26 protein-coding genes and 1 tRNA gene are annotated in these 25051 nt (G+C 66.0%); 16 read left to right on the top strand and 11 right to left on the bottom strand.

The features are described 5' to 3' along the window. Window positions 1-564: 564 nt before the first annotated feature. Window positions 565-1026 (bottom strand): tRNA (uridine(34)/cytosine(34)/5-carboxymethylaminomethyluridine(34)-2'-O)-methyltransferase TrmL, encoded by a 462-nt coding sequence (trmL, locus tag ACA097_RS14510; RefSeq protein ID WP_160288660.1) that lies wholly within the window; start codon window positions 1024-1026, stop codon window positions 565-567. Window positions 1027-1078: 52 nt separating this feature from the next. On the opposite strand from trmL, the gene ACA097_RS14505 reads away from it, so the two are divergent. After that, entirely contained in the window at window positions 1079-1483 is a 405-nt protein-coding gene (locus ACA097_RS14505) for a hypothetical protein (protein WP_371364098.1), read from the top strand. 779 nt (window positions 1484-2262) lie between these two features. Here ACA097_RS14505 and secB read toward each other — a convergent pair. Genes secB through ACA097_RS14490 form a run of 3 tightly spaced genes read right to left on the bottom strand, consistent with a single transcriptional unit; the run spans window position 2263 to window position 3467 of the window. Continuing rightward, window positions 2263-2748, bottom strand: a complete 486-nt coding sequence (secB, locus tag ACA097_RS14500; protein ID WP_043256063.1) for a protein-export chaperone SecB — start codon at window positions 2746-2748, stop codon at window positions 2263-2265. 40 nt (window positions 2749-2788) lie between these two features. Continuing rightward, a complete protein-coding gene (gene grxC, locus ACA097_RS14495; RefSeq protein WP_043256065.1) occupies window positions 2789-3043 on the bottom strand; it encodes a glutaredoxin 3 in 255 nt (84 codons plus the stop codon). Window position 3044: 1 nt separating this feature from the next. Further along, the gene (locus ACA097_RS14490; RefSeq protein ID WP_160288662.1) at window positions 3045-3467 is read right to left on the bottom strand and encodes a rhodanese-like domain-containing protein; all 423 of its coding nucleotides are present in this window, start codon (window positions 3465-3467) and stop codon (window positions 3045-3047) included. 146 nt (window positions 3468-3613) lie between these two features. Between ACA097_RS14490 and gpmI the strand changes: the two genes are divergently transcribed. The 4 genes from gpmI to ACA097_RS14470 all read left to right on the top strand — a co-directional run bounded on the left by gpmI (window position 3614) and on the right by ACA097_RS14470 (window position 8654). Beyond that, on the top strand, window positions 3614-5149 hold the full coding sequence (gene gpmI, locus ACA097_RS14485; protein WP_371364095.1) for a 2,3-bisphosphoglycerate-independent phosphoglycerate mutase: 1536 nt from the start codon (window positions 3614-3616) through the stop codon (window positions 5147-5149). Between the two features lie 115 nt (window positions 5150-5264). Next, window positions 5265-6551, top strand: coding sequence for a murein hydrolase activator EnvC (locus ACA097_RS14480; RefSeq protein ID WP_371364093.1), 1287 nt, complete (start codon window positions 5265-5267; stop codon window positions 6549-6551). Between the two features lie 27 nt (window positions 6552-6578). Then, window positions 6579-7886, top strand: a complete 1308-nt coding sequence (locus tag ACA097_RS14475; protein WP_371364091.1) for a S41 family peptidase — start codon at window positions 6579-6581, stop codon at window positions 7884-7886. A 3-nt stretch (window positions 7887-7889) separates the two neighbouring features. Then, entirely contained in the window at window positions 7890-8654 is a 765-nt protein-coding gene (locus tag ACA097_RS14470) for a divergent polysaccharide deacetylase family protein (RefSeq protein ID WP_160288665.1), read from the top strand. A 96-nt stretch (window positions 8655-8750) separates the two neighbouring features. On the opposite strand, the gene ACA097_RS14465 is transcribed toward ACA097_RS14470, so the two are convergent. The 7 genes from ACA097_RS14465 to hisB form a co-directional block, all read right to left on the bottom strand. Beyond that, on the bottom strand, window positions 8751-9509 hold the full coding sequence (locus ACA097_RS14465; RefSeq protein WP_160289020.1) for an ABC transporter substrate-binding protein: 759 nt from the start codon (window positions 9507-9509) through the stop codon (window positions 8751-8753). 143 nt (window positions 9510-9652) lie between these two features. Next, entirely contained in the window at window positions 9653-10399 is a 747-nt protein-coding gene (locus tag ACA097_RS14460) for a substrate-binding periplasmic protein (RefSeq protein ID WP_371364089.1), read from the bottom strand. A gap of 205 nt (window positions 10400-10604) precedes the next feature. Continuing rightward, window positions 10605-11375 carry an imidazole glycerol phosphate synthase subunit HisF gene (hisF, locus tag ACA097_RS14455; RefSeq protein WP_043256076.1) on the bottom strand — a complete coding sequence of 257 codons (771 nt, stop codon included), beginning with the start codon at window positions 11373-11375 and terminating at the stop codon, window positions 10605-10607. A gap of 24 nt (window positions 11376-11399) precedes the next feature. After that, entirely contained in the window at window positions 11400-12137 is a 738-nt protein-coding gene (gene hisA, locus ACA097_RS14450; protein WP_043256078.1) for a 1-(5-phosphoribosyl)-5-[(5-phosphoribosylamino)methylideneamino]imidazole-4-carboxamide isomerase, read from the bottom strand. A 41-nt stretch (window positions 12138-12178) separates the two neighbouring features. Further along, window positions 12179-12436 (bottom strand): DUF2164 domain-containing protein, encoded by a 258-nt coding sequence (locus ACA097_RS14445; protein WP_043256080.1) that lies wholly within the window; start codon window positions 12434-12436, stop codon window positions 12179-12181. A 4-nt stretch (window positions 12437-12440) separates the two neighbouring features. Further along, the gene (gene hisH, locus ACA097_RS14440; RefSeq protein WP_043256082.1) at window positions 12441-13079 is read right to left on the bottom strand and encodes an imidazole glycerol phosphate synthase subunit HisH; all 639 of its coding nucleotides are present in this window, start codon (window positions 13077-13079) and stop codon (window positions 12441-12443) included. Continuing rightward, window positions 13079-13672: an imidazoleglycerol-phosphate dehydratase HisB gene (gene hisB / locus ACA097_RS14435; RefSeq protein WP_043256084.1), complete on the bottom strand. Its 594-nt coding sequence runs from the start codon at window positions 13670-13672 to the stop codon at window positions 13079-13081. The genes hisH and hisB overlap by 1 nt, the downstream gene beginning before the upstream one ends. 150 nt (window positions 13673-13822) lie before the next feature. Here hisB and ACA097_RS14430 point away from each other — a divergent pair, with 150 nt between their 5' ends. The 11 genes from ACA097_RS14430 (at window position 13823) to ACA097_RS14380 (ending at window position 25035) form a co-directional block, all read left to right on the top strand. Continuing rightward, on the top strand, window positions 13823-14221 hold the full coding sequence (locus tag ACA097_RS14430) for an acetyl-CoA sensor PanZ family protein (RefSeq protein WP_371364086.1): 399 nt from the start codon (window positions 13823-13825) through the stop codon (window positions 14219-14221). 11 nt (window positions 14222-14232) lie between these two features. Beyond that, a complete protein-coding gene (locus ACA097_RS14425; RefSeq protein WP_371364084.1) occupies window positions 14233-15333 on the top strand; it encodes an NAD(P)/FAD-dependent oxidoreductase in 1101 nt (366 codons plus the stop codon). A gap of 61 nt (window positions 15334-15394) precedes the next feature. Further along, on the top strand, window positions 15395-17626 hold the full coding sequence (locus ACA097_RS14420) for an AsmA family protein (RefSeq protein ID WP_371364082.1): 2232 nt from the start codon (window positions 15395-15397) through the stop codon (window positions 17624-17626). Next, the gene (mutY, locus tag ACA097_RS14415) at window positions 17623-18690 is read left to right on the top strand and encodes an A/G-specific adenine glycosylase (RefSeq protein WP_371364080.1); all 1068 of its coding nucleotides are present in this window, start codon (window positions 17623-17625) and stop codon (window positions 18688-18690) included. Before ACA097_RS14420 ends, mutY begins: the two co-directional genes overlap by 4 nt. Continuing rightward, window positions 18687-18959, top strand: coding sequence for an oxidative damage protection protein (locus ACA097_RS14410; RefSeq protein WP_043256096.1), 273 nt, complete (start codon window positions 18687-18689; stop codon window positions 18957-18959). The genes mutY and ACA097_RS14410 overlap by 4 nt, the downstream gene beginning before the upstream one ends. A 77-nt stretch (window positions 18960-19036) precedes the next feature. Next, window positions 19037-19112: transfer RNA gene (locus ACA097_RS14405), tRNA-Phe, on the top strand. Between the two features lie 302 nt (window positions 19113-19414). Continuing rightward, a complete protein-coding gene (locus tag ACA097_RS14400; RefSeq protein WP_371364078.1) occupies window positions 19415-21739 on the top strand; it encodes an LTA synthase family protein in 2325 nt (774 codons plus the stop codon). A 313-nt stretch (window positions 21740-22052) separates the two neighbouring features. Next, window positions 22053-22826: an ABC transporter ATP-binding protein gene (locus ACA097_RS14395; RefSeq protein ID WP_043256098.1), complete on the top strand. Its 774-nt coding sequence runs from the start codon at window positions 22053-22055 to the stop codon at window positions 22824-22826. Window positions 22827-22840: 14 nt separating this feature from the next. After that, complete coding sequence (locus ACA097_RS14390; protein WP_043256100.1) at window positions 22841-23593, top strand: ABC transporter substrate-binding protein; 753 nt, start codon at window positions 22841-22843, stop codon at window positions 23591-23593. Between the two features lie 57 nt (window positions 23594-23650). Beyond that, on the top strand, window positions 23651-24346 hold the full coding sequence (locus ACA097_RS14385) for an ABC transporter permease (RefSeq protein ID WP_043256102.1): 696 nt from the start codon (window positions 23651-23653) through the stop codon (window positions 24344-24346). Then, the gene (locus ACA097_RS14380; RefSeq protein ID WP_043256105.1) at window positions 24343-25035 is read left to right on the top strand and encodes an ABC transporter permease; all 693 of its coding nucleotides are present in this window, start codon (window positions 24343-24345) and stop codon (window positions 25033-25035) included. Before ACA097_RS14385 ends, ACA097_RS14380 begins: the two co-directional genes overlap by 4 nt. Window positions 25036-25051: the final 16 nt, after the last annotated feature.

Genomic DNA, 25051 nt, shown 5'->3' with positions numbered 1-25051 from the left:
GATGTCGCAAGAGCCGTCGTGAGTACAGGGACGTGCTCTCGACGGCGGGCCTCCGGGTGCGTGGGAATGTGCGAGGGAAGTCCGGCTCTGCCGGACCCGTATGTCGGGGCAAGACCTTTGGTTACTTTCTGGCGTTTGAGAAAGTGACCCGCCCGAGGGGGCGGAACAAGAAACATCCGAACACGCCAAAGCGGCGCGCTACACCGAACCAAAGTTTCTGGGTGACTCGCTCCGCTCGCCCTTCGGGCCGCGCTAAAGCGCGTTCAGCGCAAGCGCTGTCCCGCGTTCGCGGGGACGACGGCGGTGGAAGCGAAGTGCGGGGCCGGGTCGAAAGCAAGGCTATTGCGCAGATACCCCCAGAACCTGTGGACAACCCTGTGAACAGCGCGGGGAACGATCGCCCCGCAGCCCTGCAGCGGCGGGCTTCGGCGCTGTGACGGATTTCTGTGCAAAGCCACATACCCTTTTGCCCACAACAACTGTGCGCCCGCCTGTGGACAACCTTGGGATGGATGGCTGCAGCGCAGGCCCGGCCGGCGCTACAGCGGACTGATCAATCCGTGCTCAGTCCATGGCGAAGCCGAGCTGGCGCCAGGCTTCGTAGACAGTCACGGCCACGCTGTTGGACAGGTTCAGGCTGCGGCTGTTGGGGCGCATCGGCAGGCGCAGGCGCTGTTCCGGCGGCAGCGCGTTGCGCACTTCCTCGGGCAGACCTCGGCTTTCAGGGCCGAACAGGAAGGCGTCGCCACGCTGGTACTCGACCTCGTTGAACGGGTGCGAGCCTTTGGTGGTGAAGGCGAACAGGCGCGGGTGGCCGAGGCTTTCCAGGCAGCTCTGCAGATCGGCGTAGCGCTTCACCGGGGCGTACTCGTGGTAGTCCAACCCGGCGCGGCGCAGGCGCTTGTCGTCCAACTCGAAGCCCAGCGGCTCGATCAGGTGCAGGCTGCAGCCGGAATTGGCGCAGAGCCTGATAATGTTGCCGGTATTCGGCGGAATTTCCGGTTGGAAAAGGATGACGTGGAACATGCAGCGCTCCGGGCCTGAGAACGGCCGGCATTCTACTCCCACGGCGGAGGAAGTGCGGCCCCGTCCGTGGCTGCGCGTGATTTCGGCGCTGGCGATCGGCGGGCTGATGATCGGGCTGATGATCGGCCGCGTGCTCGGCCCGACGCCGGGCGATCCGCGCCTTCTGGGCGCGCAGGAAGAGAACGGCGATCTGGTGGTGCGCTTCGACCAGCCGGCGAACGTACGCGCCGGCCAGCTGGAAGGCGCCCTGCGCCTGCAGGTGCGTGCCAGCGGCAGCCCCGCCGAAGGCCTGATGCGCCTGGACGGCCAGCCGCTGCGCTGGCGCATCGAACCGCAGGAATCGGAACTGTGGATAACCCTGATCGCCACGGGCGCCTTGGTCGGCACCTGGGATAGCGAGGAAGCTCGGGGGGAATGGCGCCTGCGAATCCATCCACAACTGCGCCCGGGGAAATAAAGAAGGGGAATCCCCGGCCTGCCTGAACCGAGGGCCCCTGAAAGGGGCGGAGGCCGCATGGACCTCCGGGAATAAAATGGGGGTTTCCCCGGCCTGCCTGTACCAGGACCCCCGAACCGTCTGCGCCATCCACCGCCTCGACGGGCCGTGGTACGCGCCTTGTAAAAGAGGGGATTCCCGGCCTGCCTGTACCAGGACCCCTGAACCGTCTGCGCCATCCACCGCCTCGACGGGCCGTGGTACGCGCCTTGTAAAAGAGGGGATTCCCGGCCTGCCTGTACCAGGACCCCTGAACCGTCTGCGCCGCCGCCGGCTAGAAGAGCCGTGGCACGCGCCATGTAAAGAGGGGATTCCCCAGCCTGCCTGTACCGAGGCCCCCGAAAGCGTTGGTAACTGGGCTATTGCAGGGGCTGTGCCAATTTCACGGAAACGCTCTCCAACAGCCCGCCCTAGAGGCTGCAGGCCAGAATTCACGCGGCCTTCAGCCCAGCGCCAGGCATGCCGTCCGCGCTGCCGGCGGTGGCAGAAGCGTCCGCAACGAATGGCCGAAAAGGCGCCCTGCTAGTGCACGCGCACCAAATTCGTACGCACTCGAAGGCGGAGATACCCACAGCCTGCTTTCCACAGATGGGCTGGAGAAGCCTTGGGACGGCCTGTGGATGAATGGCTGGAAGCCCGGTGGGGCAAGGCCCGCAGCGCCCTGATCAAGAACTGCCCAGGGCAGAACGCAGGCAAAAGAAAAGGCGCCCTGGGGCGCCTTTCTTGTTCGCACGCGGACCTTACTGGACCGAAGGAATCTCGCCGGAAGCCTGCATGCGGGCGATTTCCTGGGCGTAGAGGGCGTCGAAGTTCACCGGCGAGAGCATCAGCGCCGGGAACGAACCGCGTACCACCAGGCTGTCCAGGGTCTCGCGGGCATACGGGAAGAGGATGTTCGGGCAGAAGGCGCCGAGGGTGTGGCTCATGCTGGAGGCATCCAGGCCACTGATCAGGAAGATGCCGGCCTGCTGCACCTCGACGATGAAGGCGGTCTCTTCCTTGTTCTTGACGGTCACGGAGACGGTCAGCACCACTTCGTAGAAGTCACCGTCCAGCTGCTTCTGGCGGGTGTTCAGGTCCATGCTGATCGACGGTTGCCATTCCTGGCGGAAGATTTCCGGAGCCTTGGGCGCTTCGAAGGACAGGTCGCGCACATAGATGCGCTGCAGCGAGAACTGCGGAGCGTTTTCTTGTTCGTTGGCGACGTTGCTAGCTTGCTCAGTCATTTCAGGACCTTCTTATGGCTCGTTTGCAGTAGTGATGGGATCACGCCGAAAGCAGCGTATCCAGCTTGCCCGCGCGTTCCAGCGCGTAGAGATCGTCGCAGCCACCGACGTGGGTGCTGCCGATCCAGATTTGCGGTACCGAGGTGCGACCGGCCTTGCGGCTCATTTCCGCGCGCAGGTCGGGCTGGCCGTCCACGCCGATCTCTTGGTAGGCCACGCCCTTCTTGTCCAGCAGCGCCTTGGCGCGGATGCAGAACGGGCACCAGGCCGTCGTATATATCAGAACCGCCTGCATTTCACTTCACCAGGGGCAGATTGTCGCCGCGCCAGGTGCCGATGCCGCCGGACAGCTTGGCCACGGTGTAGCCGGCCTTCGCCAGCACGCCGCACCAGGTGCCCGAATGCTGGCCCATGGAGTCGACCACGATGATGGTCTTGCCCTTGTGCTTGTCCAGCTCGCTCATGCGGCTGTTCAGCTTGTCCGAGGGAATGTTCAGCGCGCCGGAAATGTGGCCGCTGGCGAATTCCTTGGCGGCACGGATATCCAGCACCACGGCCTGCTCGGCGTTCACCATGGCGGTCAGCTCGCGGGTGCTCAGGGCACGGCCGGCGCGGCGCATCTCATGGACGGCCAGCAGGACGAGAATACCCAGCAGGGCACCGACCAGCAGGTAGTGGTGGGTGGCGAATTCGATCAGACGGGGGAGGAACGAAGGCATGGCGCAGGGCATCCACAGGTCAAAAATGCCGGCCAGTATACACGCGGCCTCCTGACGGCTGAACCCCGCGAAACATGGCGCCCGTCGCCCCCAGAAGGTAAAATGCCGCTCCTTTTCTGACCCCCGTTTTGGAAAGAGCCGCCCCTATGACCGCATCGCCCAAACCCCTGGTCCTGATCATCCTGGACGGCTTCGGCCACAGCGACAGCCCCGAGTACAACGCCATCTTCGCCGCGAAGAAGCCGAACCTCGACCGCCTGCTGGCCACCCAGCCGCACGGCCTGATCTCAGGTTCCGGCATGGACGTCGGGCTGCCGGACGGGCAGATGGGCAACTCCGAGGTCGGCCACATGAACCTCGGCGCCGGCCGTGTCGTCTACCAGGACTTCACCCGCGTGACCAAGGCCATCCGCGACGGCGAGTTCTTCACCAACCCGGTGCTGACCGGCGCTGTAGACAAGGCGGCGGGCGCCGGCAAGGCGGTGCATATCCTCGGCCTACTCTCCGAGGGCGGCGTACACAGCCACCAGGACCACCTGATCGCCATGGCCGAACTGGCCGCCCAGCGTGGCGCCGAGAAGATCTACCTGCACGCCTTCCTCGACGGCCGCGATACTCCGCCCAAGAGCGCCGAGCCCTCGCTGAAGCTGCTCGACGACACCTTCGCGCGCATCGGCAAGGGCCGCACCGCGAGCATCATCGGCCGCTACTTCGCCATGGACCGCGACAACCGCTGGGACCGCGTCGAAGCCGCCTACAACCTGATCACCGAAGGCACCGCCGAATTCTCCGCGGCCAACGCCGTGGAAGCGCTGAACGCCGCCTACGAGCGCGGTGAGAGCGACGAGTTCGTCAAAGCCACCCGTATCGGCGACGCCGTAAAGGTGGAAGACGGTGATGCCGTGGTCTTCATGAACTTCCGCGCCGACCGCGCCCGCGAACTGTCGCGCGCCTTCGTCGAGGCGGACTTCAAGGAATTCCCGCGCCAGCGCGCCCTGAAGCTGGCCGAGTTCGTGATGCTCACCCAGTACCAGGCGAGCATCCCCGCGCCCAGCGCCTTCAAGCCGGAGTCCCTGGACAACGTGCTCGGCGAATACCTGGCGAAGAACGGCAAGACCCAGCTGCGCATCGCCGAGACCGAGAAGTACGCCCACGTCACCTTCTTCTTCTCCGGCGGCCGCGAAGAGCCGTTCGAGGGCGAAGAGCGCATCCTCATCCCGTCGCCCAAGGTCGCCACCTATGACCTGCAGCCGGAAATGAGCGCCCCCGAAGTGACCGACCGCATCGTCGAGGCCATCGAGAACCAGCGCTTCGACGTGATCATCGTCAACTACGCCAACGGCGACATGGTCGGCCACACCGGCGTGTTCGAGGCCGCGGTCAAGGCCGTGGAGTGCCTGGACACCTGCGTCGGCAGCATCGCCGCCGCGCTGGAGAAGGTTGGCGGCGAAGCCCTGATCACCGCCGACCACGGCAACGTCGAGCAGATGGAAGACGCCATGACCGGCCAGGCGCACACCGCGCACACCTGCGAGCCGGTGCCCTTCATCTACGTCGGCAAGCGCAAGCTGAGCGTCCGCGAAGGCGGCGTGCTGGCCGACGTGGCGCCGACGATGCTGACCTTGATGGGCCTGCCGGTGCCGGCGGAGATGGGCGGCCACTCCATCATCACCCTGGAGTGACCCGCAGCACGGCACGGGCGGCGTGACGCTTTTCACTCGCCGCTCGCGCCGTGCAGCTTGTAACCAATTTTTTATGCATACTAGGCCGACCTTTTCTCCAGGTGCCCGCCACCCCATGCATCGCGCCCTCTCCTCCCTGCTGCTGATCTGTCTGCTGAGCCCGCTGGCAGCCTTCGCCGACGACCGCGCCGACACCCAGCGGCAGATCGAGCAGACGCAGAAAGACATCGCCGAGCTGAAGAAGACCCTCAGCGGCATCCAGGAAGAGAAGTCCGGGGTGCAGAAGCAGCTCAAGTCCACCGAGACCCAGATGGGCGACCTCGAGAAGCAGGTCAAGGCCCTGCAGGACGAGCTGGAGAAGAGCGAAAAGGAGCTTCAGCGCCTGGACGAGGAGAAAAAAAAACTCCAGGGCGCGCGCCTTGAACAGCAACGACTGATCGCCATCCAGGCGCGAGCCGCGTACCAGAGCGGGCGCCAGGAATACCTCAAGCTGCTGCTGAACCAGGAACATCCCGAGAAGTTCAGCCGCACCCTCACCTACTACGACTACATCAACCGCGCGCGCCTGGATCAGCTGAAGGAATTCAACGAGACCCTGCGCCAGCTGGATAACGTCGAGCAGGACATCGCCAGCCAGAAGAGCCAGCAGCTGGCCCAGCAGCAGGACCTCGAAGCCCGTCGCCAGCAACTGGCCGAGGCCCGTAAGGAGCGCCAGGAAGCCCTGGCCAAGCTGAACAGCGACTACAGCAGCGGCGACAAGAAGCTCAAGGACCGAGAGCAGGCCCAGGCCGAGCTGAACAAGGTCCTCAAGACCATCGAGGAAACCCTCGCCCGCCAGGCCCGCGAAGCCGAAGAGGCGCGCCAGAAGGCCCTCGCCGCGGAACGCGAGCGCGCCCGCCTGGAGCGCGAGAACGCCAAGAACGATTCCGACGTGAAGCCGAGCAAACGCGCCGACTACAGCGGCCCGCTGGTTGCCAGCGGCGCCGGTTTCGGCGGTGCCTTCGACTCGGCGCGCGGCAAGCTGCCCTGGCCGGTCAACGGCCGCATCCTGGCGCGCTTCGGCAGCCCACGCGGCGACGATCCCCGGGCGACCTGGGACGGCGTGCTGATCGGCGCCAGCGCCGGCAGCCCCGTACGCGCCGTACACGGCGGACGCGTGGTATTCGCCGACTGGCTGCGCGGCGCCGGGCTACTGGTGATCCTCGACCACGGTGGTGGATACCTGAGCCTTTATGGTCATAATCAGAGTCTTCTGAAGGGCGCTGGCGACACGGTCAAGGCTGGCGATCCCATCGCCACGGTCGGTGCCAGCGGCGGACAGAGTTCTCCGGCGGTGTATTTCGCCATTCGTCATCAGGGTCGCCCGACGGACCCAACCATCTGGTGCCGCACGCAGGGATAGGCCGCGGACACGCCTTAGGAGCCCAACATGTCGCAACGCTTCCGTCTCATCACCCTGGCCCTGCTGCTCGGCGTCGGAGCGGCCCAGGCCGCCGGGACGCCGCCCGCCGCAGCGCCAGCCGCGGCCAACGGCAAGGAGGCGCCGCTGCCGCTGGATGAGTTGCGCACCTTCGCTGAAGTGCTCGACCGGGTGAAAGCCGCCTACGTCGAGCCGGTGGACGACAAGACCCTGCTGGAAAACGCCATCAAGGGCATGCTCAGCAACCTCGACCCGCACTCGGCCTACCTCGATCCGCAAGAGTTCGCCGACCTGCAGGAAAGCACCAGCGGCGAATTCGGCGGCCTGGGCATCGAAGTAGGCACCGAAGACGGCTTCATCAAAGTCATTTCGCCGATCGACGACACCCCCGCAGCAGCAGCCGGCATCCAGCCGGGCGACCTGATCGTGCAGATCGATGGCAAGCCGACCAAGGGCCAGTCGATGAACGAGGCGGTCGACAGCATGCGCGGCAAGGCCGGCTCGCCGATCACCCTGACCATCGTCCGCGGCGGCGGCAAGCCGTTCGACGTGCGCCTCAAGCGCGCCATCATCAAGGTCAAGAGCGTCAAGACCCAGCTGCTGGAGTCGAACTACGGCTACCTGCGGATCACCCAGTTCCAGGTCAACACCGGCGACGAAGTGGTCAAGGGCCTGGCGCAGCTGAAGAAGGACAACAAAGGCAAGCTCAAGGGCCTGGTCCTGGACCTGCGCAACAACCCCGGCGGCGTGCTGCAGTCCGCAGTGGAAGTGGCCGACGCCTTCCTCACCAAGGGCCTGATCGTCTACACCAAGGGCCGTATCGCCAACTCCGAGCTGCGCTTCAGCGCCGACCCGGCAGACCCAAGCGAAAACGTACCGGTGGTGGTGCTGATCAACGGTGGCACCGCCTCGGCGGCAGAAATCGTCTCCGGTGCCCTGCAGGACCAGAAGCGCGCGATCCTCATGGGCACCGACAGCTTCGGCAAGGGCTCGGTGCAAACTGTGCTGCCGCTGAACAACGACCGCGCCCTGAAGCTCACCACCGCGCTCTACTACACCCCCAACGGCCGCTCCATCCAGGCCCAGGGCATCGTCCCGGACATCAAGGTCGAGCGCGCCAAGGTGACCCGCGAGCAGAGCGACTTCGAAGGCTTCAAGGAAGCCGACCTGCAGGGTCACCTGGCCAACGGCAACGGCGGCAAGGACCGTCCGACCCAGCCCGGCAAGGCCCCGGAAGCCGCGCCGCAGGACAGCGACTTCCAGCTGAGCCAGGCCCTCAGCCTGCTGAAAGGACTCAGCGTCAGCCGCGGCAACTGACCCATGCGCCAGGCACGGCTGCTGTTCGGCCTGTGCCTGGCCGCCCTCCTCGGCCCGGCACAGGTCGTCGCGCAACCGCTACTCAGCGTGGTGATCGACGACCTCGGGCAAAACCTTCCCCGCGACCGCCAGGTCTTCGACCTGCCCGCCCCGGTGGCCATGGCGATCATGCCGGACACCCCGCACGCCGCCGAACTGGCCCGCGAAGCGCACCAGCGCGGACGCACGCTGCTCCTGCACCTGCCGATGGACCCGGCCGGCGGCCCCTACGCCTGGCGCCCGGAACTACCGCCCGCGGAACTCTCCCAGCGGCTCGCCGCCGCACTGGCGGCAGTGCCCTACGTGCAGGGTGTGAACAACCATGAAGGCAGCCGCATGACCGCCGACCGCGCCGGCATGGGCCTGCTGATGCAGGACCTGCAGCAGCGCCATCTGTTCTTCCTCGACAGCCGCACCAGCGCCGCCACCGTGGCCGCCGCCGAAGCGCAGAAAGTCGGCCTGGCGAGCCTGTCGCGCGACGTGTTCCTCGACGACCAGCCAGACGAAGCGGATGTCGCCCGCCAGCTACAAGTCGGTATCGAACTGGCACGCAAGCAAGGCACGGCCCTGCTGATCGGCCATCCGAAGCCGGCCACCCTCAAGGTACTGGCGCGCGAGCTACCGAAGCTGAAGGCCGCCGGCGTGGAACTCGTGGAGCCGAATCTGCTGATCGCCGAGCGCGGCAACCGCGCCATGGCCGCGCACGGGAAGAACGGCATCTACCGCTGACGCCCGCGAAACGCCTTTCCTGTAGGAGCGAGCTTGCTCGCGAACCAACCCCGCAGCGAGGCCGTTCGCGAGCAAGCTCGCTCCTACAAAGGCGCCTTAGAGGTAGTTCTTGGTGATCTGCTCGACGACTCCCTCGGCGCGCATCTGGTCGAGGGCCTTCTGCAGGCGCTGCACCACCTCGTCGGGAGTGTCCTTGTTCAGTGCGAGGTAGAGTTGCGCCTCGTTGAAGCGCAGCACCGTCTGCAGTCCGGTCACGCCTTCCTGCTTGGCCAGGTAGCGGCCGACGGGATCGGTGGTGGCCCAGAGGTCGATCTGCCCGTTCACCAACTTCTGCACGTTCTCCTGGTCGCGCAGCGCGTTGAGTACCGGGATGCCCTGGCTCTCCAGCGACTGGCTGACGGCATCGTTCTTGTAGGCGCCGAGCTTGTAATGGCCGGCTTCCTTGATGTCTTTCAGCGCGGTGATCTTGCTACCCGGCGCGGCAAGCACCACCCAGCCGGTCTTGGCCAGCGGCCCTACCCACTTGAACAGGGGCACCCGCTCGGGGGTGTAGGTGGTGGAGAACAGCCCGTAGTCCGGCCGATCGAGGGTCAGCTTGTACAGGCGGTCCCAGGGAAAGCGCAGGCTCAGGGTGTAGCCGATGCCGGCGCGCTTGAACATCTCGCGGACGATGTCGGCGCTGATGCCGTCGATGCCGTCGTCGCGGGCGAAGTTCTTGTCGTCCACCGCCATGTTGAACGGCGGGAAGTTCTCGGTGAGCAGCACCACCTTGTAGTCGGCGGGTAGCTCGGCGCGGGCCGAGGCGGCCCCCAGCAGCAGCCCCAGGAAGAGGCCGCAGGTCTTGAGTTTCAGCATGGTCATACCGCTCGCTTGGTTATCGTTATGGCTAGCGGCATCCCTGCAGGTTGGACGTACTTCCCGACTCGTCCACCATCCCTGGAACAGCACCGGCAACGCCGGCTTTCGAGGCGCCGCTCCCCACGAGCGGCGCCGGCGAATCACAGATAGCTCTTGAGCACCTCGTCGACGTAGCCTTCGGCGCGCATCTTGTCGAGCGCGGCCTGCAGCTTCTGCACGACTTCGTCGGGGGTTTCCTTGTTCAACGCCAGGAACAGCTGGTCGCTGTTGAAGCGCAGCGCGGTCTTCAGGCCGCTGACGCCCACCTGCTTGGCGAGGTAGCGCCCGGCCGGATCGCCGCTGGCCCAGAAGTCGATCTCGCCGCTCTGCAGCTTGGTGGCGTTCTCCTGGTCGCGCAGCACCAGTTGCGGCTCGAAGCCGTGCTGCTTGAGGTACTCGGCCATGGCGTCGCCCTTGTAGGCGCCGATCTTGTAGCGCTTGGCGTCATCCAGGGTCTTCAGGGCGACAGTGCTGTCACCGCGGGCCAGCAGGACCCAGTCGTCAGGGCCGATCGGGCCGACCCACTTGAAGGCGCTCTCGCGCTCGGGCAGGCGCGCGGTGGAGAACACGCCGTAGCCGGGCTTCTCCAGCGCCAGCTTGTAGATGCGGTCCCAGGGGAAGCGCAGGGTCATGCTGTACTTGATGCCGGCGCGCTTGAACATCTCGCGGACGATGTCCACCGCGATGCCGTCGATGTTGTCTTCCTGGGCGAAGTTCTTGCCGTTGATGGCCATGTTGTAGGGCGGGAAGTTCTCCGTCAGCAGCACCATGCTGTAGTCGGGGTCCACGTCCGCGTGCGCTGCACCGGCCAGCAGCAGCGAGCAAGCCAGCAGAAGGCGTTTCAACATCGAGAAAAGTCCTAAGAGAAATCCGAAGGCGCGAAGCTTATCGCAAGTTTGCCAGCATTGACGCTTGCATCTTTCGGACCGCGTCACGCCTTGCGCAACGCTCTGCCACGCCCATTGCGGGAAGTGGAAAGACACGGGGCCCGGCCGCCTTGCAGCAGACCGGGCCCCGGTCGAAGATTGCGCGCCGACAGTGCGGCGGCAGCCCTCAGCGCACCACGATACCGCGGCTGGCCAGGTAGGCCTTGGCCTCGGGAACGCTGTATTCGCCGAAGTGGAAGATGCTCGCGGCGAGCACCGCGTCGGCCTTGCCTTCGAGGATGCCGGCCGCCAGGTGCTCGAGGTTGCCGACGCCGCCGGAGGCGATTACCGGCACGTTCACCGCTTCGCTGATGGCACGGGTGACACCCAGGTCGTAGCCGCTCTTCACGCCGTCCTGGTCCATGCTGGTCAGCAGGATTTCACCGGCACCCAGGCCTTCCATCTTCTTCGCCCACTCCACCGCGTCGAGCCCGGTGGGCTTGCGGCCGCCGTGGGTGAAGATCTCCCAGCGCGGCGTTTCGCCAGGGCCGGAAACCTTCTTGGCATCGATGGCGACCACGATGCACTGCGAACCGAAGCGCGCGGCGGCTTCGCCGACGAACTCCGGGGTGAACACCGCGGCGGTGTTGATCGAGACCTTGTCCGCACCGGCGTTGAGCAGGTTGCGGATGTCCTGCACGGTGCGCACGCCACCGCCCACGGTCAGCGGGATGAACACCTGGCTGGCCATGCGCTCGACGGTGTGCAGCGTGGTATCGCGGCCGTCGACGCTGGCGGTGATGTCGAGGAAGGTGATCTCGTCGGCACCCTGCTCGTCGTAGCGGCGAGCGATCTCCACGGGGTCGCCGGCGTCGCGGATGTTCTCGAACTTGACGCCCTTGACCACGCGGCCGTTGTCCACGTCGAGGCAGGGGATGATGCGTTTTGCCAGTGCCATGTCAGTGCTCCCGCGGGTTCAGGCTCAGCCCTTGAAGGCGTCGCAAAGCGCCTGGGCTTCGGCGACGTCCAGGGTGCCTTCGTAGATGGCACGGCCGGTGATGGCGCCAACGATGCCCGGGGTGCGGGCGTCGAGCAGCTTCTGGATGTCGCCCAGGTTGTGGATGCCGCCCGAAGCGATCACCGGGATGCGCGTGGCGTTGGCCAGGGCGGCGGTGGCTTCGACGTTGCAGCCCTGCATCATGCCGTCCTTGGAAATGTCGGTGTAGACGATGGCGGAGACGCCGTCGGCCTCGAAACGCTTGGCCAGGTCGATCACCTGCACTTCGCTGACTTCAGCCCAGCCGTCGGTGGCGACGAAACCGTCCTTCGCGTCCAGGCCGACGATCACCTTGCCGGGGAAGGCGCGGCAGGCTTCGCCGACGAATTCCGGCTGCTTGACCGCCTTGGTGCCGATGATCACGTAGCTGACGCCGGCGCGGACGTAGTGCTCGATGGTCTCCAGCGAACGGATGCCGCCGCCGATCTGGATCGGCAGGTTCGGATAGCGCTTGGCGATGGCGGTGACCACCTCGCCGTTGACCGGCTTGCCTTCGAAGGCGCCGTTCAGGTCGACCAGGTGCAGACGGCGGCAGCCGCCCTCCACCCATTTGGCAGCCATGGATACCGGGTCGTCGGAGAAGACAGTGGCGTCTTCCATCAGGCCTTGGCGCAGACGCACGCAGGCGCCGTCCTTCAGATCGATTGCGGGGATGATCAGCATCGGTTGAACCTGCTCGAATCCAAGTCGTGAATAGGGTCGGGTCAGCTCTTCTCGAGCGCCCACAAGTCGCTTTCGATGCTCTCGAACCTGTCTTTCAGGTGCGCCTGCACATCGACGATCGCCTTGTTGTAGAACAGCGGGCCGAACTCGCGCATGAAGTAGTCCAGCGCTTCCTCGGCCTCGAACGCGCCCAGCTCCAGCTCGAAACGATCCTCGAGAAAGCGCTTCAGCGCCTGGCTCGCCGCCTGCCGCTGGGCGGCGTCGAGTTCGAGGATCGACGGCTTTTCGCGGCGCGCCATGGAATTACCAGCGACCATCCCAGGCCACGAAGTTCTGCAGCAGCTGCAGGCCGTGGGTATGGCTCTTCTCCGGATGGAACTGCACGGCGAAGCGCGAACCTTCGGCCAGCGCGGCGGCGAAATCGCGCCCGTAGTGACCGCGACCGACCACCTGGCGCGGATTGCCGGCCTCGATGTAGTAGCTGTGCACGAAGTAGAAGCGCGCTTCGTCCGGGATCTCGTGCCACAGCGGATGGTCGAGGGTCTGCTTGACCTGGTTCCAACCCATGTGCGGCACCTTCAGGTGCTCGCCGTCTTCATGCAGGTCCTTGCCGAAGAAGCGCACCTGGCCGGGAAACAGGCCGATGCAATCGACACCGTCGTTCTCTTCGCTGCGCTCCATCAGCGCCTGCATGCCGACGCAGATACCGAGGAAGGGGCGGTCCTGGCTGACTTCGCGCACCAGGCTGTCGAAGCCCAGGCGCTTGATCTCGGCCATGCAGTCGCGGATCGCGCCGACGCCGGGGAAGACCACACGGTCGGCCTCGCGAATGGTCGCGGCGTCGCTGCTCACCAGCACGCGACCGGCGCCCACGTGCTCCAGCGCCTTGGACACCGAGTGCAGGTTGCCCATGCCGTAGTCGATGACGGCTACCGTCTGCATTACAGGCACCCTTTGGTGGACGGCATCTGGCCGGCCATACGCTCGTCCAGCTCGATGGCCATGCGCAGCGCGCGGCCGAAGGCCTTGAACACGGTTTCGATCTGGTGGTGCGTGTTGTGCCCACGCAGGTTGTCGATGTGCAGGGTTACCTGGGCGTGGTTGACGAAGCCCTGGAAGAACTCCATGAACAGGTCAACGTCGAAGCCGCCGACGCTTGCGCGGGTGAAGGGCACGTGCATCTGCAGGCCGGGACGGCCGGAGAAGTCGATGACCACGCGCGACAGCGCTTCATCCAGCGGCACGTAGGCGTGGCCGTAGCGGCGGATGCCCTTCTTGTCGCCGATAGCCTTGGCGAAGGCCTGGCCGAGGGTGATGCCGATGTCTTCGACGGTGTGGTGATCGTCGATATGCAGGTCGCCCTTGCACTCGATGTCCAGGTCGATCAGGCCGTGGCGGGCGATCTGGTCCATCATGTGCTCGAGGAAGGGTACCCCGGTATCGAAACGGGCCTTGCCCGTGCCATCCAGGTCGATGGACACCTTGATCTGGGTTTCCAGGGTGTCGCGCGCGACTGTCGCCTTGCGTTCGGCCATCACCAGCTCCACAGCTAACACAGCACTTAATTATAAGAGGGGCCGCATTATAGGCGCGGCGGGCGCCGCGCGGCTATGGGCGATGGTCGGTGGACTGGCCGCGCGCCGGCGCTTGTCCTTACACTGCCCGCCCCCATCGAGGAAGCCGCCATGCCTGTGATCGTCGAAGCGCCCGCCCAGCTCTCTGCCCAGGACCGCCAGGACCTGCTGCGGATCTATGCCGAGGCGCCGGCCGAGCTGCTTGCGCCCTTCGCCGACGGAGAAGCGCTGATCGACGCCGCGCTGGCCGCCGGCACCCTGCTCACCGGCCGCTTCAACGACCGCCTGCTCGGCGCCGCCTGGCTGCAGCGCGATGCCGACGCCTGGCGCCTGTCGCGCCTGTGCGTGCGCAAGGTCACGCGTGGCCGCGGCGTCGCCCGGCGCCTGCTGGAACAGACGCAGCAGCAGGCGGTACTGAATGGCCGCCCGCTGCGCCTGCTGGCACCCGCCGGCTACGAGACGGCACAAAGCCTGGCAGCGCACCTGGACCTGGCCCTGGAAAACCACTGAGCGAGGCCGCCATGAACGATATCGACATCCTGATCATCGGCGCCGGCGCGGTCGGCCTGGCCTGTGCTGCACGACTGGCCGCTCCGGGGCGCAGCGTGCTGGTGGTCGAGGCGGAACGCCTGGTCGGCAGCCACACCTCCAGCCGCAACTCCGAAGTCATCCACGCCGGTATCTACTACGCGCCCGGCTCGCTCAAGGCCGAGCTGTGCCTGGAGGGGCGTGAGCGCCTGTACGCCTGGTGCGCCACCCACGATGTGCCGCACAGCCGGATCGGCAAACTGCTGGTGGCGGTGGAAGACGCTGAACTCGGCAAGCTCGAAGCCCTGGACGCCAATGCACGCGCCAGCGGCGTAAAGGACCTGCAGCCGCTAGACGCGGCACAACTGCATGCCATGGAGCCTGCGGTACGCGGAGTCGCTGCGCTGCTCTCGCCGAGCACCGGGATCATCGACAGCCATGCCTACATGCACTCGCTGCAGACGGTCGCGGAAAACAACGGCGCGCATCTGGTCCTAGACACACGCATCGACCGCCTGCACCGCGCCACCGATGGCTGGCTCGCCGAAGGCGTCAGCGTCGGCGAGCCCTTCAGCCTGCAGGCGGCGCTAGTGATCAACGCCGGCGGACTGTTCGCCCAACAACTCGCGGCGAACACCGAAGGCCTGACCGGCATCCCGCCGCTGTACTTGTGCCAGGGCCGCTACTTCACCTACAGCGGCCGCTCGCCGTTCAGCCACCTCATCTACCCGATGCCGGAAGCCAACACCGCCGGACTCGGCGTGCACGCCACCCTCGACTTAGGCGGCCAGCTGCGCTTCGGCCCGGACGTGCGCTATCTCGACGCCATCGACTACCAGGTCGACGAGCACCTGCGCGAACCTTTCGCCCAGGCCATCCGCCGCTATTTCCCCGGCCTCGACGCGCAGCGCCTGCAAGCGGGCTACGCTGGCATCCGGCCGAAACTCAGCGCCGCCGGGGAACCGGCCGCCGACTTCGTCATCCAAACCGTCTCCGATCACGGCCAGAGCGGCCTGATCAACCTGTTCGGGATCGAATCGCCGGGGCTCACCGCCAGCCTGGCCATCGCCGAACGTGTTGCCGCAGCCTGCTGAGCAGGCGTGGCGCATTGATATACTCCCGCCTACTCCACCGCGCCTGAACAAGGACCCGTCCATGAAAGCGTTCGGCAAGATCCTGGGCCTCGTCGTACTCGCCCTGCTGCTCCTGGCAGTCGCCGCCGGCTTCATCCTCAGCCACTTCTTCAACCCGAACGACTACAAGGATGAGATCCGCCAGTTGGCCCGCGACAAGGCCAACCTCGAACTGAACCTGCGCGGCGATATCGGCTGGAGCCTGTTCCCCTGGCTCGGCCTGGAGCTGCACGACGCCAGCGTGGCCAGCCTGCGCACCCCGGACAAACCCTTCGCCGACCTGCAACTGCTCGGCCTCTCGGTACGCGTGCTGCCGCTGCTGCGCCGCGAGCTGCAGATGAGCGACATCCGCGTGCAGGGCCTGACCCTGACGCTGAACCGCGACAAGACCGGCAAGGGCAGTTGGGAAGACATCGGCAAACCGGTGCAGCCCGCCGCTGGCGCGACCACCGCGCCAACCCCGACCGAGCAGCCGAGCGAACCGGCCAAGCCGATGGCCCACGACATCGCCTCGCCGATGAAGCTCGACATCGACAGCCTCAACATCACCGACGCCCGCGTCGACTTCAGCGACGAACAGAACGGCCGCCAGTACACCGTCGAAGGGCTGAACCTGAACACCGGCGCCATCCGCGAAGGCAGCGCCATCCCCTTCAAGCTCACCGCCTACCTGGGCACCAACCAGCCGGTGACCCGCGCCAAGACCGAGCTGACCGGCAACCTGCGCTTCGACCGCGCGCTCAAGCGCTACCAACTGGAAGACGCCAAGCTCGCCGGCGAACTCTCCGGCGACCAGCTGCAAGGCAAGACCGCGACCTTCTCGGCCCAGGGCCAGCTGCTGCTCGACCAGGCCGCGCAAGTCGCCGAATGGAACGGCCTGAAACTGTCGATCAACCAGCTGCGCGCGCTGGGTGAGCTCAAGGCCCGCAACCTGGACAAGGACCCGCAGTTCAGCGGCGGCATCTCCATCGCCCAGTTCAACCTGCGCGAATTCCTCGACGGTCTCGGCCAGAAGTTGCCGGCGATGGCCGACGGCAACACCCTGACCCGCCTGGAACTGGCCGCCCGTGTCGACGGCAGCAGCAACAGCGTCACCCTCAGCGACATCCACTTCAAACTCGACAACAGCAGCTTCACCGGCAACCTCGGCCTCGCCGACATCGCCAAGCAAGCCGTGCGCGCCCAGCTAAGCGGCGACCGCCTGGACCTCGACCGCTACCTGCCGGCGAAAGCCGCCAAGGCAGCCGAAGCCACCAGCAGCGCCCGCAAGTCGGAAGTCGAGGCCACTGCGGCCAGCGCCAGCAAAGGCAATTCGCCGCTGCCCAACGCACCGACCCAGCAGGCCTGGAGCGACGCCCCGGCGCTGCCCCTGGTACGCCTGCGCACGCTCGACCTGGACGTCGGCCTGAACCTCGGCCAGCTGACCCTCGACAGGCTGCCGATCGACAACGCCGTGCTCAAGCTGCACGGGCAGAACGGCCAGCTCAGCCTCGACGACCTGCGCGGCGAGCTGTACGACGGCCGCTTCAACGCCAAGGCGAACCTCGACGTGCGCCAGGACGTGCCGCTGCTCGCCGTGCAGAAGCACATCGCCGGCGTGCCGGTGGAGAAGCTGCTCGAAGCCCAGGGCCAGAAACCGCCGGTCACCGGCCTGCTCGACCTGGACGCCGACCTGACCACCCAAGGCAACAGCCAGAAGGCTTGGGTCGACAACCTCAACGGTTCCGCGCACTTTGCCCTGAACAAGGGCGTGCTGCTCAACGCCAACCTGGAAGACCAGCTGTGCCGCGGCATCGCCACGCTCAACCGCAAGGACCTGAGCGGCGACCACAGCGGCAAGGACACTCCCTTCAACGACCTGCGCGGCAGCCTGAGCTTCCGCAACGGCGTGGCCAACAACCCCGACCTCAAGGCCAGTGTCCCCGGCCTGACGGTCAAGGGCGACGGCGATATCGACCTGCGCGTGCTGGGCATGGACTACCGCGTTGGCGTGATCATCGAAGGCGACAAGAGCGACATGCCCGACCCCGCCTGCGAAGTGAACAAGCGCTACGCCGGCATCGAATGGCCACTGCGCTGCCGCGGTCCGCTGGAACTGGGCGCACGCGCCTGCCGCCTGGACCAGGAAGGCGTCGGCAAGATCGCCGGGCAACTGGCCGGGCAGCGCCTGAACGAAAAACTCGAAGAGAAATTCGGCGATAAGGTCAGCCCCGACCTGAAAGACGCGCTGAAGAACCTGCTGAAGAAGAAATGACCCCCGAACGCTTCAACTCGGCCGTGCTCGACTGGTTCGACTGCCACGGCCGCCATGACCTGCCCTGGCAGCGCGATATCACGCCCTACCGGGTGTGGGTCTCGGAAATCATGCTGCAACAGACCCAGGTCGCCACCGTGATGGGCTACTACGACCGCTTCATGGCCGCGCTGCCCACGGTCGCCGACCTCGCCGCCGCGCCGGAAGACGAAGTCCTGCACCTGTGGACCGGGCTCGGCTACTACAGCCGCGCACGCAACCTGCACAAGACCGCCAAGCTGGTCATGGAGCAGCACGGCGGCGAGTTTCCGCGCGACGTCGAGCAGCTCACCGAACTGCCGGGCATCGGTCGCTCCACCGCCGGCGCCATCGCCAGCATCTCCATGGGCCTGCGGGCGCCGATCCTCGACGGCAACGTCAAGCGCGTGCTTGCTCGCTTCCTCGCCTGCGACGGTTATCCAGGCGAGCCGAAGGTAGCTAAGCAGCTGTGGGAAGCCGCCGAGCGCTTCACGCCGGCCCAGCGCGCCAACCATTACACCCAGGCGATGATGGACCTGGGCGCCACCCTTTGTACCCGCAGCAAGCCGAGCTGCCTGCTCTGCCCGCTGCGCGAGGGCTGCCGCGCGCACCTGCTCGGCCGCGAGAGCGAATTCCCGGTGCCGAAGCCGCGCAAGGAGCTGCCGCGCAAGCGCACGCTGATGCCGATCCTCGCCAACCGCGACGGCGCCATCCTCCTCTACCGCCGCCCCTCGACCGGCCTCTGGGGTGGGCTGTGGAGCTTCCCCGAACTGGACGACCTCGACGCCCTTGCCCCGCTCGCCGAGCGCCACGCCCTGCGCCTGGGCGAACGCCGCGAGCTGCCCGGCCTGACCCACACCTTCAGCCACTTCCAGCTGGCCATCGAACCCTGGCTGGTGCGCGTGGAGGACGCGGCGCCCGCCGTGGCCGAGGGCGACTGGCTCTGGTATAACCTCGCCACCCCGCCGCGGCTCGGTCTCGCCGCGCCGGTCAAGAAGCTGCTGAAACGGGCAGCCGACGCTTTGAATGCAGGAGAAATGTCATGACCCGACTGGTGATGTGCCGCAAGTACAAAGAAGAGCTGCCCGGCCTCGATCGCCCGCCCTACCCCGGCGCCAAGGGCCAGGACATCTACGAGCACGTCTCGAAGCAGGCCTGGGACGAGTGGCAGAAGCACCAGACCATGCTGATCAACGAGCGTCGTCTGAACATGATGAACGCCGAGGATCGCAAGTTCCTGCAGGCCGAAATGGACAAGTTCCTCACCGGCGAGGAATACGCCCAGGCCGAAGGCTACGTCCCGCCCAGCGCGTAAGTTTCGGTATTAACTGAAAATTTTTTCGCGGCACGCTTGACACCCCAACGCAAAACCCTTTTAATGCGCGCCACGTTGCCCAGGTAGCTCAGTTGGTAGAGCAGGGGATTGAAAATCCCCGTGTCGGCGGTTCGATTCCGTCCCTGGGCACCACCTTCAAGTTTCAGGTGGTGCAAGATCACCTGAAGCGATTAAAAAACCGGCCCTAGCGCCGGTTTTTTATTGCCCGCGATTTGCCTCCCGCCTGCCGTATCGCCCGTTTTACACAGCCTCCGCAGCCAACTGCCTTGCGTCTCCCACCCCACGCCGCTGGTCGCCTGCCCGGCGAAAGCCCCTGTGCGCCGTTGTCTACTGGCGCGTAGCACGGGCATCTTTCAGAATGATGACGCTGCTTCAAGAATTCCGACCAAAGGACGGGTTAACGTCCCCACCTGATGCTCGTAAACGGAGTGCCTGTGCATCCTCTCAATCGCTGGTGGCAAGCGCGCGGTAACCTTGTCACTCTCGCCGCGCTGTTCCTGCTGATTCCGTTGGCCAGTCGCTACCTGCTGGGCTGGGGCAACCTGTATGGCTACCTCTCGGACCTCGCCATCGGCAGCCTGCTGATTCTCCTCCTGCACAAGCGCCATCTACTGCTGGCGCTGCCGGTGATGGTCGTGTGGATGCTGATGTATGTCGGCAACGCCGAGCTGGTCAGCGCGGTCGGCCGCATGCCCGACCCGAGCGACCTGCACTTCCTCGCCGACCCGACCTTCGTTGGCAACTCCACCGAAGGCGGCGGCATCTCGCATCCGTGGCTGGCCGGCATCCTCGGCGGCACAATCTTCCTCGCCGCCCTGCTCTGGCGCCGCCGCGAGCAACCGCTGCCCCGCTATGCCTATGCCCTGCCAGTGGCCCTGCTGGTGGCGCACTTCGGCATGCAGTTCGTGATCCCCGCAGACGCTGACGTGTGGAAGCAGTACAACCTGCCGCACCGGCTGATCGCCGGCGTCGCCAGCCAAGGCCAACTGGCGGTCGAAGACTGGCTGGCCGGCGACCAGACGGCCACCCCGCCGGACGTTTCCGGCCTGAACCAGCAGGACCTCTCCGGCACTCCGCTGCTCGCAGGCCCAGGCGCCGCGAAGAACGTGCTGATCATCACCATGGAAGGCATCCCCGGCGCGTACGTGGAGACCAACCGCGCCGCGCTCAGCAGCAGCTACGACGAGTCCATGATGCCCAAGCTCAGCACCTGGGCAACCCGGGCCATGGACACTCCCGACTACGTGACGCACAGCCACCAGACCATCCGTGGCCTCTACGCGATGCTCTGTGGCGACTTCAGCGAGCTGAACAACGGCACGCCCAAGGCCGTCGAGCTGCTGTCGAACCCGCGCCGCGCCTCCGAGTGCCTGCCCTCGCAACTGCACAAGCACGGCTTCACCACGCACTTCCTGCAAGGTGCCGGCCTGCGTTTCATGGCCAAAGACAAAGTGATGCCCGCCATGGGCTTCGACACCACCCTCGGCCGTGACTGGTTCAAGAAGCCGCCCTACCTGGAATTCGCCTGGGGCATGGACGACAAGGCCTTCTTCGAAGGCGCGCTCGATTACATCGGCGAGCTGCGCAAGGACAAGAAGCCCTGGATGCTGACCCTCCTTACCGTCGGCACCCACCAGCCCTATTCGGCGACCCCGGAATACCTGGCCAAGTACCCGACCGCCCGCAAAGCTGCCGTGGCGTACCTGGATGACGCCGTCGACGCCTTCCTCGCCGGCCTGGAGAAACAGGGCGTGCTCAAGGACACCCTGGTGATCGTCACCTCCGACGAATCCCACGGCATCGACAACGTACGCCTGGCCTCGTCCTGGGGCATGAACCTGGTGCTCGCCCCCGAACAGGCTGCGCTGCCGCCTGTGAAGGATGGCGTGTACGGCCACGTCGACCTGGCCACCTCGATCCTCGACTATTTCGGCTTCGCACCGCCGAAGGACATGGCCGGCCGCTCGCTGTTCCGCGAGTACGACAAGGGCCGCGAGATGGTGTCGTTCACCAATGGCATGCTGCGCTTCCACGACGGCAAGCACACCTTCACCGAGTGCGACTTCCAGCAGGTCTGCCGGCGCTACGAGAGCGATGGCTTCATCGCCGACAGCGCGCGCTTCATCGGTCGTTTCAGCGGCCGCGAAGCACGCATGCTGGCCGCCCGCGCGGACATCCTCGACCACTCGGTATCCGGCAGCAACGGCGCACTGGGCCAAGAGCTCCAGTTCGCCACGCGCGAGCACATCCAGCTGAAGCCGAAGGTGACCAACGAGTACACCGACAACCTGATCGGTGCCCAGTACCTGGAATTCCCGGCCGACAGCCGCACCACGGTGACCATGAAGATCCGCGCGCTGCAGATGGACGACAAGGGCGCCCGGGTGCAGCTCCACACTCGGGAGTTCGAGAAGCTGGTGCCGGTGCCGATCCCCGAATTCCCGCTGCTCACCCGCGACAAGCCGCTGGAGATGACCTTCTCCTTCGACAACGAGCGGGCACGCAAGGCGTTCTCCTTCCACCTGATCGCCGAAGGCCAGGGCACCATCGAGATCACCGATTTCCACGTGCAGACGCAACCGCGTAAATCCACCATCGACGCCCGCCAGGTCGCACCGACTCGCGTAGCCGGCAGCAACGCCCTGCCAGGCCCGCGCATCGGCGGTCGCCCGGCACTGATGGCCGGACAGCTGGACGAGCTCGACCAGGAAAGCAGCGACGGCCAGAGCAGCGACACCGACGCGACCCTCACCCAGTAACCCCCGCCCTCTCCCTGCTCCCGCCCGGCGTCCTGCCGGGCGGGAGCGCGGTCTTTCCCATCGCCCCCGAAGCTGGCACTATCGCGCGCTTCGCTCGCCCCCACCCCGGGCGCGAGCCGATGGCGCAGCGCGTCCCGCGACCCGGCGATCCCGGTGTTCAGCCCAGGCGACAAGGCACTTCGGCAATGCGACAACTTGTCACTACTCCCCCTGCGACCCTGCAGATCGCGTGATAGGTTGCGCTTCGCCAGAAAGGCCCCACCCCCTGCAGCGGTCCGCCGCCAGGCACCCAATAACAAGAGAGGAGCCCCTTATGGCCGAGGCCATACCCGCCCTGGAAATCCGTAACCTGCACAAGCGTTACGGTGACCTGGAAGTGCTCAAGGGCATTTCCCTGACCGCCCGCGACGGCGACGTGATCTCCATCCTTGGCTCCTCCGGTTCCGGAAAGTCGACCTTCCTGCGCTGCGTCAACCTGCTGGAGAACCCGCACCAGGGCCAGATCCTGGTGGCCGGCGAAGAGCTCAAGCTGAAGAAGGCCAAAGACGGAGCACTGGTCGCCGCCGACAACCGGCAGATCAACCGTCTGCGCAGCGAACTGGGCTTCGTCTTCCAGAACTTCAACCTCTGGCCGCACATGAGCATCCTCGACAACATCATCGAGGCGCCGCGCCGTGTACTGGGCAAGACCAAGGCCGAAGCCACCGAGATCGCCGAGGCCCTGCTGGCCAAGGTCGGCATCGCCGACAAGCGCCACAGTTTCCCCGCCCAGCTTTCCGGCGGCCAGCAGCAGCGCGCCGCCATCGCCCGCACCCTGGCCATGCAACCGAAGGTCATCCTCTTCGACGAGCCGACCTCCGCGCTCGACCCGGAGATGGTCCAGGAAGTGCTCAACGTGATCCGCGCCCTCGCCGAGGAAGGCCGGACCATGTTGCTGGTCACCCACGAAATGAATTTCGCCCGCCAGGTTTCCAGTGAGGTGGTGTTCCTCCACCAGGGCCTGGTCGAGGAGCAGGGAACGCCCGAGCAGGTCTTCGAGAACCCGCAATCGGCCCGCTGCAAGCAGTTCATGTCCAGCCACCGCTAATGGAGCTATTTCACGTGAAGAACTACAAGAAGATCCTCCTCGCCGCCGCTGCCACCCTGGCCTTCGGCGCCCACGCGGTCGCCGCCGAGAAGCTGCGCATCGGCACCGAAGGCGCCTACCCGCCCTTCAACGGCATCGACGCCAGCGGCCAGGTGGTCGGCTTCGACATCGACATCGCCAAGGCGCTGTGCGCCAAGATGAAGACCGAGTGCGACGTGGTCACCTCCGACTGGGACGGCATCATCCCGGCCCTGAACGCCAAGAAGTTCGACTTCATCGTCGCCTCCATGTCGATCACCGACGAGCGCAAGCAGGCGGTCGACTTCACCACCCCGTACTACACCAACAAGCTGCAGTTCGTGGCCCCCAAGTCGGTTGACTTCAAGACCGACAACGCCGCGCTGAAAGGCAAGGTGATCGGTGCGCAGCGCGCCACCATCGCCGGCACCTGGCTGGAAGACCACCTCAACGACGTGGTCACCATCAAGCTCTACGACACCCAGGAAAACGCCTATCTGGACCTGTCCTCGGGCCGCCTGGACGGCGTGCTGGCCGACAAGTTCGTGCAGTACGACTGGCTGAAGAGCGACGCTGGCAAGGACTTCGAGTTCAAGGGCCAACCGGTCTTCGACAACGACAAGATCGGCATCGCCGTGCGCAAGGGCGACCCGCTGCGCGACAAGCTGAATGCCGCGCTGAAGGAAATCGTCGACGACGGTACCTACAAGAAGATCAACGACAAGTACTTCCCCTTCAGCATCCAGTGATGCCGACCCGGCGCGCCGCCTGAACCGCGGCGCGCTCCCTGCCCAGGCGTGACTCCCATGATTTTCGACCTGCACGGTTTCGGCCCGCAGCTGGCGGCCGGCACCCTGATGACGCTCAAGCTGTCGCTGGCGGCGGTCTGCCTCGGCCTGCTGCTCGGCCTGCTCGGCGCCATCGCCAAGACTTCGAAGAACCCCGCCCTGCGTATGCTGGGCGGCACCTACACCACCATCGTCCGCGGCGTCCCGGAAACCCTCTGGGTGCTGGTGATCTACTTCGGCAGCGTGGCCGGCCTGAATGCCCTGGGTGCGCTGTTCGGCAACCCCGAACTGGCCCTCAGCCCGTTCGCCGCTGGCGTCTGCGCGCTCGGCCTGTGCTTCGGCGCCTACGCCACCGAGGTGTTCCGGGGCGCGCTGTTGGCGGTACCCAAGGGCCACCGCGAAGCCGGCCAGGCGCTAGGCCTGTCGGCCCCGCGAATCTTCTGGCGCATCGTCCTGCCGCAAGTCTGGCGCGTGGCGCTGCCGGGCCTGGGCAACCTCTACCTGATCCTGCTCAAGGACACCGCGCTGGTGTCGCTGATCACCCTCGACGAGATCATGCGCAAAGCGGCAGCGGCGACCAACGCGACCAAGGAACCCTTCACCTTCTACATGGCCGCAGCGCTGATCTACCTGAGCCTGACCGTCTTCGTCATGGCGGCCCTGCATTACTTCGAAGGCCGCGCAGGACGTGGCTTCGTGAGGAACGAGCTATGAGCGTGTGGGAACTGCTGCTGAAGTGGACGCCGAAGATGTTCGAAGGCGTCCAGCTGACCCTGGAGCTGCTGGCCATCGCCGTGGTCGCCGGCCTGGCCCTCGCAGTGCCGCTGGGCATCGCCCGCGCCTCGCGGCACTGGTACGTGCGCGCCCTGCCTTACGCCTACATCTTCTTCTTCCGCGGTACGCCGCTGCTGCTGCAACTGTTCATCGTCTACTACGGCCTGGCGCAGTTCGACGCGGTCCGCCAGGGCCCGCTCTGGCCCTACCTGCGCGATCCGTACTGGTGCGCGCTGGTGACAATGACCATGCACACTGCTGCGTACATCGCGGAGATCCTGCGGGGCGCCATCCACGCGATTCCGGTCGGTGAAGTGGAAGCTGCGCGCTCGCTGGGCATGTCCAAGCGCCAGGCACTGCTGCACATCATCCTGCCGCGCGCCGCGCGCATCGCCCTGCCGGCCTACAGCAACGAGATCATCCTCATGCTCAAGGCCAGCGCCGTGGTGTACACCGTGACCCTGTTCGACATCATGGGCGTAACCCGCACCATCAACGCGCGCACCTACGAGAACATGCTGTTCTTCTGCTACGCCGGTGCGCTCTACCTGCTCATCACCCTGGTGCTCACCCGCGGCTTCCGCCTGGCCGAACGCTGGCTGCGCGTCGAGGCCATGCAAGGCCGCTGACCGGCGCTCCCCGGGA

Source organism: Pseudomonas sp. QL9 (genome assembly GCF_041409665.1).
Lineage (GTDB): Bacteria > Pseudomonadota > Gammaproteobacteria > Pseudomonadales > Pseudomonadaceae > Pseudomonas > Pseudomonas knackmussii.
The sequence above is the reverse complement of the archived record's forward strand: the minus strand, read 5'-3'. Positions and strand labels throughout refer to the sequence as shown.